9 protein-coding genes are annotated in these 12,634 nt (G+C 67.4%); 4 read left to right on the top strand and 5 right to left on the bottom strand.

Going from position 1 to position 12,634, the window contains the following annotated elements; translation table 11 throughout:
• Positions 1 to 52 precede the first annotated feature (52 nt).
• Positions 53 to 799: a TSUP family transporter gene (locus tag O1A05_RS06935; protein WP_270107303.1), complete on the bottom strand. Its 747-nt coding sequence runs from the start codon at positions 797 to 799 to the stop codon at positions 53 to 55.
• Positions 800 to 878: 79 nt separating this feature from the next.
• Between O1A05_RS06935 and O1A05_RS06930 the strand changes: the two genes are divergently transcribed.
• The 4 genes from O1A05_RS06930 to O1A05_RS06915 all read left to right on the top strand — a co-directional run bounded on the left by O1A05_RS06930 (position 879) and on the right by O1A05_RS06915 (position 6,947).
• Positions 879 to 1,658 (top strand): DedA family protein, encoded by a 780-nt coding sequence (locus O1A05_RS06930; protein WP_270107302.1) that lies wholly within the window; start codon positions 879 to 881, stop codon positions 1,656 to 1,658.
• Positions 1,659 to 1,736: 78 nt separating this feature from the next.
• A complete protein-coding gene (locus O1A05_RS06925) occupies positions 1,737 to 3,929 on the top strand; it encodes a penicillin-binding transpeptidase domain-containing protein (protein ID WP_270107301.1) in 2,193 nt (730 codons plus the stop codon).
• 21 nt (positions 3,930 to 3,950) lie between these two features.
• On the top strand, positions 3,951 to 4,718 hold the full coding sequence (trmB, locus tag O1A05_RS06920; RefSeq protein WP_270107300.1) for a tRNA (guanosine(46)-N7)-methyltransferase TrmB: 768 nt from the start codon (positions 3,951 to 3,953) through the stop codon (positions 4,716 to 4,718).
• A 153-nt stretch (positions 4,719 to 4,871) separates the two neighbouring features.
• Complete coding sequence (locus O1A05_RS06915) at positions 4,872 to 6,947, top strand: BCCT family transporter (RefSeq protein WP_270107299.1); 2,076 nt, start codon at positions 4,872 to 4,874, stop codon at positions 6,945 to 6,947.
• Between the two features lie 83 nt (positions 6,948 to 7,030).
• On the opposite strand, the gene O1A05_RS06910 is transcribed toward O1A05_RS06915, so the two are convergent.
• The 4 genes from O1A05_RS06910 to O1A05_RS06895 all read right to left on the bottom strand — a co-directional run bounded on the left by O1A05_RS06910 (position 7,031) and on the right by O1A05_RS06895 (position 12,629).
• A complete protein-coding gene (locus O1A05_RS06910) occupies positions 7,031 to 10,045 on the bottom strand; it encodes an ExeM/NucH family extracellular endonuclease (RefSeq protein WP_270107298.1) in 3,015 nt (1,004 codons plus the stop codon).
• A 102-nt stretch (positions 10,046 to 10,147) separates the two neighbouring features.
• Complete coding sequence (locus tag O1A05_RS06905) at positions 10,148 to 11,119, bottom strand: hypothetical protein (RefSeq protein WP_270107297.1); 972 nt, start codon at positions 11,117 to 11,119, stop codon at positions 10,148 to 10,150.
• The gene (locus O1A05_RS06900) at positions 11,101 to 11,652 is read right to left on the bottom strand and encodes a heat shock protein transcriptional repressor HspR (protein ID WP_270107296.1); all 552 of its coding nucleotides are present in this window, start codon (positions 11,650 to 11,652) and stop codon (positions 11,101 to 11,103) included. Before O1A05_RS06900 ends, O1A05_RS06905 begins: the two co-directional genes overlap by 19 nt.
• A complete protein-coding gene (locus O1A05_RS06895; protein WP_270107295.1) occupies positions 11,652 to 12,629 on the bottom strand; it encodes a DnaJ C-terminal domain-containing protein in 978 nt (325 codons plus the stop codon). Before O1A05_RS06895 ends, O1A05_RS06900 begins: the two co-directional genes overlap by 1 nt.
• Positions 12,630 to 12,634: the final 5 nt, after the last annotated feature.

Genomic DNA, 12,634 nt, shown 5'->3' with positions numbered 1-12,634 from the left:
TGTCAGCCCTGGCCGCCCGCACGGGTCCTGTCGTACCCAGAATCCGGCACGCTCACAACGCGAGAATTCCCCGCACCACCGTGACAGCCGCGCCCACGCCCGCCAGCACGACGGCGAGGATCCGAGCCCGCTCGGCCTGCACGTGTCGGGACAGCACGGTGCCGAGCACAATCCCGACGACGACGCCGAGGCCCACCAGCGCGAAAAACCACCACGGCGGTAGCACCTCCACGACCGCCGCGCCGAGTAGCAGCTTGATCGCCACCGAAAACACCCCGAAGAGGAAGAACACCGGCTGCATGGTGGCGGCGAAAGCCCGTTGCGGCCACCGGGACACCTGGGCGAAAATGACCATCGCCGGCATCGCTACTCCGGCCACCGTGTTCAGGAATCCGCCGACGACGCCGGCTGAGAGTGCGGGCACCGGGCCGGTCCACTCGGGCAGCCGCGGCAGGGAGAACGTCATCACCAGGGCCAGCAACACCACCGCACCCACCACGATCTGCAACCACGCGGCAGGCAGCGCGGCCACGAGCGCCGCGCCGACGAGTGCGCCGAGCACCCCGATGGGCGCCAGCTGGCTCAGCCGTTTCCAGTCGATCCCGGCCCACACGGTGGTCATGATCAGCAACGCGGACACAATACTGGTGGCGTTGGTCAGCAGCACCCCGGCCACCGGGCCGAACAGCAGCACCATCACCGGGGTGACCACCAGGCCGACCCCCGCGCCGGAGACGCGCTGCAGGCAGGCGCCCACGAGTCCGGCGGCGACCGCTGCCAGCACCATCCACGTTTCCACGATCGCCACTCTAGCGGGAGTTCCCCCAGCAGCGGCGGCGGTTCAGCCACGGTTCAGCTTCGTTCTGCACAATGGAGCAATGCTTCCCTCGATCTCATCGTTGTCTGCTGCGGCGCACGTGCCCCTGACCACCGTTGCGCCCACAGACCAGGCGGTCGTGTCCTACGGGTGGCTCGGCGACGCCGTCGTCGCCGTTATGGAAGCCATCGGGCCCATCGGGGTCGGCCTGGCGGTACTCATCGAGAACATCTTCCCGCCCATCCCCTCGGAGCTGTTCCTGGCCCTGGCCGGCTTCACTGCCGCGTCTGGCGCGTTCACCGTGTGGGAGGCCGTACTCTGGGCCACGGTTGGTTCCGTGGTGGGCGCGGCCCTGCTCTACTGTTTGGGCGCCTGGTTCGGGCGGCGTCGGCTGTATCGCGCGGCGGATTGGCTGCCGCTGGTGGATATTGACGACGTCGAAAAAACCGAGCGCTGGTTCCTCCGCTTCGGCTACTGGACCGTGTTCGTGGGGCGCATGGTGCCCATTTTCCGCTCGCTGATCTCCATCCCCGCCGGGGTGGAGCGCATGCACATGGGGCTGTTCCTCCTGCTGACCACGGTGGGCTCGGGCATCTGGAACACCCTCTTTATCGGTGGTGGCTTCCTGCTGGGCGAAAATTTCCACCTCATCTCCGACTACGCCGACGTGTTCTCCAATGTGATTCTCGGACTGGTCGTGGCCGCGATCGTGGTGTGGGTGACGCTGCGGGTGCTGCGCAATCGTCGGCGCGCCCAGGATCCGAACTACCAGCCGCCCAGCGCCGACGAGGCCGCCCGCCGCATCGACGCCCTGGTCCAACACGGCCCCGGCCGCAAGTAGAGTCAATGCGGGCCTGACATGGACTTCACAGGCCTTGCTCCCAGGCCGAGGTGGCCCGGAACACTCTAGAATGCAAGCATGGCCGCAGCACTCACCTCACACCCTGCTTCCGCCCGTCCTGCTCGCAGGACTCGGCGCGCTCGATTTTCGTCACGCGCGCTCGGTCTCGGTGCCGCCGGCATCGCCTTCGCGCTGACTCTGAGCTCCTGCGGCACCTCCCTTCCGGATCCCAACGATACTGCTGAAGCCTGGGCTAGTCAGCTGGCCTCGGACGAGCTCACCGAGGTCGACACGGCGGCCCTGGCTGCCGACTCTTCGGAGCCGGATGCGCTCGTCGAAGCACTGGCCCAGCTGGAGTCGTACCCGGTGACGGTGACCCTGGACGAGGTCGCGGTCGATGAAGAAGCAGAGGGCACGGACGAAGCCGAAGACGCACCGGCGACCGCAACCGCCACCTACACGGTGACCTGGGACCTCAGCGGTGAGACATCCGAGGAATCTGACCAGTCTGAAGCCACCGAGAGCGCCGAGGCATCTGATTCCGCAGAGGCCTCCGCGGAATCCACAGACGAGTGGTCCTACACCGCGGAAACCACCCTGGTGTGGGACGAGGAGGCCGAGGCCTGGCAGCCGCGGTTGACCCCGGAATCGCTAGTGCCCGGGCTGGCCGAAGGCGGCGCCGTCGTCGTCGCTGAGACCGCCTCCGAGCGGGGCCGGATTCTCGACGGCGAGGGCGAACCCATCGTGACCAACCGCCCGGTGCAGCGCATCGGCATCGACAAAGCTCGGGTGATGGACGCCCTGCAGATCGAGGGCGAACCCACCGACGCCCAGCAAACCGAGGCCGAGGAGTTGCTCACCGAATCCGCCACCGCGCTGGCGGAAGTACTCGATCTCGACATCGACATCTTCACCGAGCGCACCCTCAACGCCGGACAGCGGGCCTTCGTCGAGTTCATCACCCTGCGTGCCGACGGTTCCACCGGGATTCCGTCCGAGGAGATCAACCAGATCACCGGGGCCCGAGCTATCGAAGACACCCAGATGTTGGCTCCGACCCGTAGCTTTGCCCGCTCCGTACTGGGCACCTTCGGCGAGCCCTCCGCCGAACAGGTGGAGAATTCCGATGGCACCCTGAAAGCCGGCGTGGCCACCGGGCTCTCGGGACTGCAGGCCACCTTCAATGACGAGCTCTCCGGGACCTCCGGGCTGGAAATCACCGTCGACAACGAGGCCGGATCCGACGACGCCGCGGCATCGGACACGGCGCCCGAGCACGACCCGGTCTCCTTCACCCGCGAGCCCATCGACGGCGCCTCCATCACCACCACGCTGCATCAGCAGGTCCAGCAGCTGGCCGAAGACACCCTTGCCGAGTCTGAGGTCCCCGCCGGCCTCGTCGTCGTGCGTCCCTCCGATGGGCACATCCTCGCCGCAGCGGACGGCCCGGAGTCGATGAGCTGGCCGGTGGCGATGTCCGGTAAATACGCGCCCGGCTCCACCTACAAGCTGATCACCGCCCTGGCCATGCTGCGCAACGGGATGACACCCGAGTCCACCGTCAGCTGCCCGGCCACCATCAACACCGACGGCACCGAGATCGGCAACTTCGACGGCTACCCCACCCAGTTCCTCGGGGAGATCACGCTGGCCCAAGCCATCGCCCAGTCCTGCAACACCGTGTTCGTGGGGCAGTGGAACGACATCACCGCCCAACAGGAGTACGACGCCGCGGTGGCACTGGGACTGGTGGCCGACCCCATCGTCGGATTCGACGGCGCCTTCTTGGGCAGCATCCCCGACGACGCCACCGGCGCCGGGCACGCCGCGAACCTCTTCGGTCAAGGCGTCACTCAGGCCTCGCCGCTGGGGATGGCCACCGTATCTGCTTCCATCGCCGCCGGCTCCACCGTCTCCCCCATCGTGGTGACCGACCCAGAGGTGGATCCCACCGAGAACGAGAACCTCCCCGGTAACACCCCGCTCACCGAGGAGGAAGCCGCCCAGCTGCGTGAGCTGATGGCCGGGCCGGTGAACGAGGGCACCGTGCCGATCCTGCAGCAGGTTCCCGGTGCTCCGGTGCTGGCCAAGACCGGCACCGCCCAGTTCGTCTCCGAGGGCGAGACCCTGGCCCACACCTGGATCACCTCCATCCATGGGGACCTCGCCGTCGCTCTGTTCTTCAACGAGGGCTTCGCCGGATCCCAGACCAACGGCCCGGTCCTGCACGAGTTTCTCACCGAGCTCGAAGAGATCATCCCCTCCGAGTAATCTGCTCTACCCTGGTAGACGATGACTGAGAATTCTGCCCCCGCCCAGCACCCCCACGGCCACAACCCGAACCCGGATCCCGGCCTGTACCGCACCCAGCCGGTGTCTTTCGTACGCCGCGGCGCCCGGCTGAATCCCGGCCGCCAGGCCGCCTGGGACCGGATGAGCCCGCATGCGGTGCTCGAGGTGCCCCGCGACCGCGCCGATACCTCGGTCGCCCCGAACTCCCACCTGCAACTCGAGCAGGTCTACGGACGCACCGCGCCCCTGGTGGTCGACATCGGCTGCGGGCAGGGCGAGTCCACCCTGGCCGGCGCCCAGGCCCGCCCCGAGGCGAACTTCCTTGCCGTCGAGGTGTACACCCCGGGTGTTGCCGCGCTGCTGTTGGGCATGGAGACCCACGAGCTGGAGAACATCCGCGCCGTACAGGCCAACGCCCCCGAAGTACTGGACCACCTGCTGCCCGAGGCCAGCGCGGACGAGATCTGGATCTTCTTCCCCGACCCCTGGCACAAAGCCCGCCACCACAAGCGCCGCCTGGTCAGCCCCACCCTGGTACCGAAGTTGGAGCGGGTGCTGCGCGACGGCGGCACCCTGCGCCTGGCCACCGACTGGGAGGACTACGCCTGGCAGATGCGTGAGGTGCTCGACGACGCCGCCGCCCTGCGCAACGTTCACGACGGCTTCGCCCCGCGCTTCGACACCCGCCCACTGACCAGCTTCGAAAACAAGGCCCACCGCGCCGGCCGCGAAATCTTCGACCTCACCTACACCCGCGTTCCTCGCTGAAGGGGGACCGTCGCTGAGTCGGGCTGAGCCGGCCGGCTGAGCCCCGCTCATCTGGGGCTGGTACCCTATGTGCTCGTAAACCCGCAGGTAACGACCTGCGTCGCGCGTCATCACTGAACTCGCCCTCCTCGCACCGCGGAGGTGCTGCGCCCGATGACGCTCGCACGGTACAACGAAGGGACCCCGGTGGCGACGAACCCACCCTCCACACCCGAAGACCAGCAGCCCGAGCAAGCCCAGCGCCGCACGCACCGCGGCCCGTTGGCCTCGCAGCTGCTGTCCCCGAACCGCGACTCCGCCGTCGGGCTCTACCCGCACGACATCCACCCCGGGCTGGTTCCCGGGATTTCCGTGGATGAGCAGCGCAACCGGTTCGGCATCGACTGGCTGATCTCCGGCGTCGTCGGCGTGCTCATCGTCGGGTTCGTCACCTGGGGCGTCCTCAGCCCCGAATCGGTGGGCACGGCGGCGTCGATCGGCTTCTCCTGGGCCATGGAGAACATCGGCTGGTTGCTGAACCTGACCATGATCCTCGGCGTGTTCGTGATGGTCTACGTCGCGTTCTCCCGGTTCGGACGCATCCGGCTGGGTAAGGACGACGAAACCCCTGAGTTCTCCCGGTTCTCCTGGATCGCGATGATGTTCGGCGCCGGTATCGGTGTGGGTATCTTCTTCTTCGGACCTTCCGAGCCGTTGGCCTTCTTTCTCGACCCGGCCCCGCACACCGACGCCGCTGCGCAGAACCAGCTCAACGCCATGATTGCGGCCTCCGGTGGCGAAACCGAGGTCAACCGGCAGGCTATCCACCAGGGGTTGGCCCAGGCCCACTATCACTGGGGGCTCAACGCCTGGGCGCTCTACGCGCTGGTCGGCGGCGCCCTGGCCTACTCCTCGTACCGCCGCGGCCGGGTGACTCTGCTGTCCTCGGCGTTCCGGTCCATTTTCGGCGCCCAGACCGATGGGGTTCCCGGCAAGATCGTCGACATGTTCGCCATCGTCGCCACCCTGTTCGGCACCGCCGCGACCCTGGGACTCTCCGCTGTTCAGATCGGCCAGGGCGTGACCATCATCAGCGGGCTCGGTGAGGTCGGCAATGCCGTGCTGATCCTCATCATCGGTATTTTGTCCTTGGGTTTCGTCATCTCGGCGGTGTCCGGGGTGGCCCGCGGCATCCGGTATCTCTCCAACATCAATATCACCCTGACCCTCGGGCTGGTGCTGTTCGTGTTCTTCACCGGGCCGCTGCTGTTCCTGCTGAATCTCATCCCCTCCGGCATCATGACCTACGCCGCCGAGTTTCTGACCATGATGGGCAAGTCCCTGTCGTGGGGCCCGGAGACCGTCGAGTTCCAGTCCTGGTGGACTGCCTTCTACTGGGCCTGGTGGATCGCCTGGACCCCGTTCGTGGGCATGTTCATCGCCCGGATTTCCCGAGGCCGGACCCTGCGCGAGTTCACCCTGGCCACCATGGCGGTGCCCACCATGATCCTGATCCTGGCATTCACCGTGTTCGGTGGCACCTCGATCATGAACTCCATCAACGGCGTGGAGGGCTTCGACGGCTCCGCCACCCCAGAGCAAGTGCTGTTCCACATGTTCGACCTGCTGCCGCTCAACGGCATCACCCCGTACATCCTGATTGTGGTGTTGGCGATCTTCTTCATCACCTCCGCCGACTCCGCCTCCGTGGTGATGGGCACCATGTCCTCGCGCGGGACGCCGGCGCCGAACAAGCTGCTCGTGGTGTTCTGGGGGCTGTGCATGATGGGCATCGCTGTGGTCATGCTGCTCGCCGGTGGTGAGGATGCGCTCTCCGGGCTGCAGAACCTCACGATCCTCATCGCGATGCCGTTCAGTCTGATCCTCATCCTGATGATGGTGGCTTTCCTGAAGGACCTGGCCACCGACCCGGCTGCCATTCGCCACAACTACGCTCGCACCGCCATCAAGAACGCGGTGGTGCGCGGCCTCGAGGAGCACGGCGACGAGTTCGAGCTCCAGGTCCGCCATGCCCCCGATGGCCGCGGCGCCGGCGCCGACTTCGACTCCACCGACGAGAAGCTCACCGAGTGGTACCAGCGCACCGACGAGGACGGCAACGAGGTCGACTACGACTACGAGACCGGTGAATACGCCGACGGATGGACTCCCGACGACGACGCCTCGGGCACCGAGGACAGCGCCGGTACCGAGTCCACCACCTCGGACGCCGCCGCACCGCAGCGGTAACCCTCCAGAACCACATCAGTCCCGCACTCCCAGATGAGGGGTGCGGGACCGATGTGGTTAACAGGTGGTGATGCGGTGTCTGGTCAGTCGACCGGGAACAGGGAGACCGATAGTGCACCGGTGTAGGTGCCGGCCTCGGTGTCGACCGGAACCTCAAGCACCAGATCGGCCGCGAGGTCCGAGGTGCCCAGGCGGGTCTCCTCGGTGGCCGAGCCCAGGGTGGCCGGGGCGGCCAGGCCCTCGCCGCCGACGAGCACGCCGCGGGAAACCTCACCCGGGGTGGCGCTGTTGGTGGTGTCGGTGACGAAGGGGGCCCAGCCGAGGTGGTCAGCCGTGACGGACTCGCCGCTGTCCCCGGCGATGCTCAGGTCGGAGGACTGGCCGGCCACGGCCCAGCCGGCGCCGGTACGACGGGTGTCGGTCACGGACACGGCGGGCAGTTCACCGGTCACGCGCAGCCGGTCACCGGCGTTGCGCTGGTTGCCCAGGGTGGCGGTGCCGTCAGCGATGGAGAGTACCAGCGAACCGGGCGCGTTGTCGTCGTCATCACCGGGCAGACCGGGGATCTCGGCCTCGACCGGGATATCGCCGTCCCCGGGCTCACCGGGCTCACCTGGCTCGGTGCCGGACTCGTCCAGGTTCAGACCGAACACCACCGGGTCGTGGTCCGAGGAGCGATACACATCGGGGGCATAGATGTCGTCCTGACGGGGATCGGTGTGGAACCGGGTCTGGTAGTCCAGCACCGAGATCTCGTCCGAGTTGGTGTGCCAGGAGGCCGCACCCGAAATGTAGGGCATGATGTCCTCGTGCGCCATCGCGTAGTCGAGGTAGCCCAGTTGGCCGTCAAACACGTAGGAGTAGGCTTCTTCACCCTCGTACTCCTTCTTCAGGTCCACGTAGCCGCGCTCGGTCAGGGTGGTGATCGGGGCCTCATGGTCGTAGGCGTTCAGGTCGCCCATGATCACCGGCTTCGGCAGCTCGGCGTCCACCGCCCAGTCCACCAGGGCCTCGGCGGCGGCGGTGCGCTCGGCGTCGCAGGAGCCCACCAGGTGGGTGTTGTTGTCCTCGGAGCCGCACTCGGAGCCCTTGGACTTCAGGTGGTTGGTGATCACCGTGAACTCGCCGAGCTCCCCGGTCTCCCCGGCCGCGGTGAAGGTCTGCGCCAGCGCCGGACGGTGGCGTGAGGTATTGAAGCGGGAGTCCACACTGCCGTCGAGCACCTGGTGCGCGCCGGCTGGGGTGACCGCCTCGGGGTCGTACATCATGGCGGTGGTGATCTGATCGGTGCCCAGGCGTCCGGTTTCCAGGGCCACGTAGCGGTCCTCACCCACGTAGTTGTTCACGCCATCGACGAGATCGCGCAGTGCGACGTCGTTGTTGTTTTCGATCTCCATCAACCCGACGACGTCGGAGCCAAGGTCACCGATCGCCGCAACCAGTTTCGCCTTCTGACGTTCGAACTCTTCGTCGTCCTGCGCGCCGCGGGAATTGAAGGTGGTGAAGTAATTGAGTACGTTGAACGCCGCGACCTGCACGTCACCGCCGACGTCAGGGACCTCGGACTCGCGCGGCACGGTGTTCTCGTAGTCGGCAGCCTCGGTGCGCTGAATCTTCCAGACGCTGTTGCGGAAGTCCATCACACCGGTGAGGTCGCGGAAGGTGTCGCCGCCACGGAAGTAGTTCTCGCTGCTGAACGGCTCCCCGTTGAGGTGCTCGGCCGGGTAGTAGTTCTGAAGTGAATTGCGGTCATCGATGGTGATGCGGTTCGCCTGGTTCGACTCGTAGAGTTCCTGGGCCTCCGCGGATTCCGGGGCGTGGATCGCGGTCGGGGTGAATTGGCGCTCGGGCCCGACGACGATCTCGCCGTAGCGACCGAACTGGTAGGTTTCCAGCACGATGGCCTCGGGGATCGTGACCCGCATGCCTTCGAGGTGCTCGTAGTCCTCCTCGACCGGGAAGCTGATCTCGACCGGGGCGGGCAGCTCGGCGGTGCCGCACTCGGTCATGGTGGTGTTGGAGAGCTGGGTCTGGTTGTCATACTCGCCGGCGCGGCCGGACACCGTGACCAGGGTGCCCTGCTCGGGTGCTTCGGCGTTCGGGTGGTGCACAAACACTGCTTCGCTGGTGGCCAGATCATCGTCCGCCGTCTCGTCGCGCTCTTGGACCCAGAAACCGTTGGAGCCACCCGAAGCGTTGAAGAAGTCGCCGACGACGACCCCGCGCACGGTGACATTCTGATCGTTGAGCGGGGTGGCGGCCCCGGCGCCCTGCACCTCGGAGATCGGGGTGACGTCGGCGTCGCAGACCGCACCGGGTTCGCTCGGCTCATCCGTGGGCTCTGTGGTGGGCTCATCCGTCGCCTCATCCGTGGGCTCCGGTTCTGGAGTATCCGCGCCCTCGCCGTTGGCCGTACCGGGGGTGCTCGCCACCTCAAACTGGCCCCGCGGTGCGGCGTCAATGCCGGGCAGTCCGGCGCCGTTGTACGCGTTGGGCACCCACGTGTCGGAACCGTCCGGAACGCGGGAGGCACCGCCGAGCGTGCCCGTGTACCCGTCGAAGTCGGAGGCGGACAGCTCAGTGCCCCAAGCCAGATCCCCAGAGTCGCCGTCGTGCAGACCCACGACGTCGAGCACCTCCACGCCCCGATCGGCCAGCGCGGCGTCGTCCAGCACACCATCCAACTCAGCGTCCATCTGGGTGTTAGACGCCACGGCGCCGTTCACCAGCGCTAGGGTGAGCGAACCGTTCTGGAAGCCATTCACCGGCACGGTCAGCACACCGCGTCCGTCGTCATCGAACTCCACGTCCGCCAGCGGATAGACATGCACGGCCTTGCCCTGGTTGGAGTTGCCGTCGCCCTCGATCCCCACCACGTGCAGTTCGGCGGTGTCAAAGTTTTCGGGGACCAGGATCTCCGCGAATTCGAGGACATCGGTCCCGGCGGTATCGGTGACGAACTCGTTGATCACCGGTGCATCGGTGAGCGACGCACTGGCCGCAGCTTGGATACCGACGAGCGCGGACACTCCGACGGCGGTCGCGGCGAGCCCCGCGATCACGGTGTTTCGGGTGGAAGCAGATAGGGGAACAGCCATGGAGGCCTCTCTCCAACAGGGCGAGTGAACGCCGGTGAGCACAACAGCTGTCACCCTAAGAGCCCCGTTTGGCCGGGACCGCACCCCCGCATGAACGCCCGCTTAATTCTGTGTGGCGCCGGCGATGGCCCGCAGACTGACCGTCCCCGGGTCCCGGTAGCCGCGCCCACCATGGGTGTTATGCCCGACGGCGGGGATCAGACCGGATTCCGGTGACGCAGGAGACCCCGCCTGCACGATCTGACCGCCCTGAGCAGTGTCCACGGGCACACGACGGCGTCCGGACAGCACCCGACCCAGCGGTGCCAGCAGGTCCCGGCGGGCACGGATCTCCGTGACCTGTGGGCCGCGGTGGAGACCACGTTCAGACCGTTCTGCCAGCGCCGACACCGTGCCCCACCAATGGTGCGGCGCGCCCACCGATCCGGAGAGCACCAGCGCATCGATCCGGCCCGCCGACGGCACCGTGCGCTCAAGCCGGGTGCGTGACCAGAGCGCCAACAGTCCCAACGCCCGCACAGCCACTGGCACCCCGTACGAATGGGCCTCCAGGCTGCGCCACGGGTCGAGCGCGGTTCCGGCACCCCGCCCAGCGCCCGTGCATTGCCAGAGCAGCGACGTCGTCCACACGTGCTCGGCCAGGCGTTCCCCGGCCCGGGCGGCGATCCGCGAGGAGAGCACCCCCAGCGGCGACGGCGGGCGGTAGCCCTGCCAGCTCAGCACCAGCGGGCGAGCCGCCCCCAGATGCCGCTGTTCCCGGTGCAATTGCGCCGCTTCGCGCGCCGCACCCCACGCCGCCTGCGCCGGGCCCATCGCCATGCCCGCGATCTGCCACGTCACCTGGGTGGGCGCGTGCAACTCCCCCACCGCGATCACCACGTGCGGGGTGGCCGAGTCATAGTCGATCAGGGTGCGCGCGGCGTAGTCGGCGTCCATCGAGTCAGGCTTGAGCGCGTGCACGGTGCCATCAAGCACCCGCCGTCGTCGTTCAGGCAGAGTCTCGCGCACGGCCATCTCCGCGCGTAGCGCCCTCAGTGCGACGGCGCTGCGGTGAATCAGCCCGTCCGCCGCCACGTCCGCACCTTCGGAACCCCAGCCCCCGGTTCCAGGGCCAGTGCCGGACGTCCCCGGCGGCGGACCGCCTCAGCAGCGGCCCGTTCGCGCTCCCGCTCTGCGGCGGAGCCAGTGGTGCCGGCCCGACCAGCCGATCCCTCGCCGGGGGTGGTGAACCGGGTGGTCACGTCCCCGGTGGTCCCGGCCGTGAAGGTGCGCGAGAACCGACCCTGGTCGTGCAACAAGTTCACCTGGTCCATCAGGTGCGCCACCGTCTGGCGCAACTGATCTACCTCGCCCTCTAGTTCCACAATCCGACGGATCCCTTCCAGGGAGACCCCCTCGCGGGAGAGCACCTGAATCCGGCGCAACCGGTGCAGATCCGCGCGTGAATACCGCCGCTGCCCGCCACCCTGACGCTGCGGCACCACCAGCCCGAGTCGGTCGTACTGGCGCAGAGTCTGCGGGTGCATATCGGCCAGCTCCGCCGCCACCGAAATCACGAAAATCGGTGTGCTGGCGTCGCTGAAACCGCGGGATTCGAAAGCCACCATCACACTCTGGCTTTCGCTGCCAGTCCCTCACGCGGATCGAAGCTCGACGTCGCCTCGGCCAGCGCTTCCACCGCCGCGCGAGCCTCGTCGCTGAGAGTCTTGGGCACGGCCACCTGCAGCTCCACGAGCAGGTCACCGGGCCCCTTCTTCCCGGGTACGCCGCGGTTCTTCAATCGCAGCACCTTGCCCGACGACGAACCGGCCGGCACCTTCATCCGCACCGGATCCTCCAGGGTTGGTACCTCAATGGTGGCGCCCAGTGCCGCCTCCGCGAAGCTCACCGGCACCGTGATCCGCAGGTTGTTACCCTCTCGGCGGAAGAACGGGTGCTCACGCACCTTCACCGTCACGATCAGGTCCCCGCGACCAGCAGTACCGTGGGAGCCCTTGCCGCGGGCGCGCACCTTCTGGCCATCTTTAATGCCGGCTGGGATGCGCACCTCGATCATCTCGCCGTCAGCCGCGCGCAGCGACACGGTGGTGCCGCGCATCGCCCCGCCAAAGGAGATCGTCGTCGTCGCCGTCCGATCGGGACCCTTCTGCGGTGGTGGGTTGTAGTCGCCCCCGCCGAAGCCACCGAAGCCCCCGAACAGATCGGAGAGATCCGGTCCCCCGCGCTGACCGCCTCCGGCGCGGGGGCCGCGGCCGCCGGTAAACAAGTCACCGAAAACGTCCTCGAAACCTCCGCCCCCGGCACCACCGGCGGGTCCGCCAGGTCCGGGCCCGGTGAAGCGTGCGCCCGAGCCCATGGCGCGAATCGCGTCGTACTGCTGGCGCTCCTCCGGATCGGAGAGCACCGCGTTCGCCTCCGAGATCTCCTTGAACTTCTTCTCCGCGGCCTCATCCCCAATATTCTGGTCCGGGTGGTACTTCCGGGCCAGTTTGCGGTAGGCCTTCTTGATATCGGCGTCCGAGGCGTCCTTAGAGACACCGAGGGTGGCGTAAAAATCCTTGTCCACCCAATCCTGTGAGGCCATGGTGC

The organism is Citricoccus sp. NR2 (assembly GCF_027594385.1).
Classification (GTDB): domain Bacteria; phylum Actinomycetota; class Actinomycetes; order Actinomycetales; family Micrococcaceae; genus CmP2.
Note: the sequence above shows the minus strand (reverse complement) of the source record. Positions and strands in the feature narration are given on the sequence as shown.

Bases quoted from the DNA above. Each gene is read 5' to 3' on its own strand.
- O1A05_RS06930 (WP_270107302.1), top strand. From the start codon at position 879: ATGCTTCCCTCGATCTCATCGTTGTCTGCTGCGGCGCACGTGCCCCTG.
- O1A05_RS06925 (WP_270107301.1), top strand. From the start codon at position 1,737: ATGGCCGCAGCACTCACCTCACACCCTGCTTCCGCCCGTCCTGCTCGC.
- trmB (WP_270107300.1), top strand. From the start codon at position 3,951: ATGACTGAGAATTCTGCCCCCGCCCAGCACCCCCACGGCCACAACCCG.
- O1A05_RS06915 (WP_270107299.1), top strand. From the start codon at position 4,872: ATGACGCTCGCACGGTACAACGAAGGGACCCCGGTGGCGACGAACCCA.
- O1A05_RS06910 (WP_270107298.1), bottom strand. From the start codon at position 10,045: ATGGCTGTTCCCCTATCTGCTTCCACCCGAAACACCGTGATCGCGGGG.
- O1A05_RS06900 (WP_270107296.1), bottom strand. From the start codon at position 11,652: ATGGTGGCTTTCGAATCCCGCGGTTTCAGCGACGCCAGCACACCGATT.
- O1A05_RS06895 (WP_270107295.1), bottom strand. From the start codon at position 12,629: ATGGCCTCACAGGATTGGGTGGACAAGGATTTTTACGCCACCCTCGGT.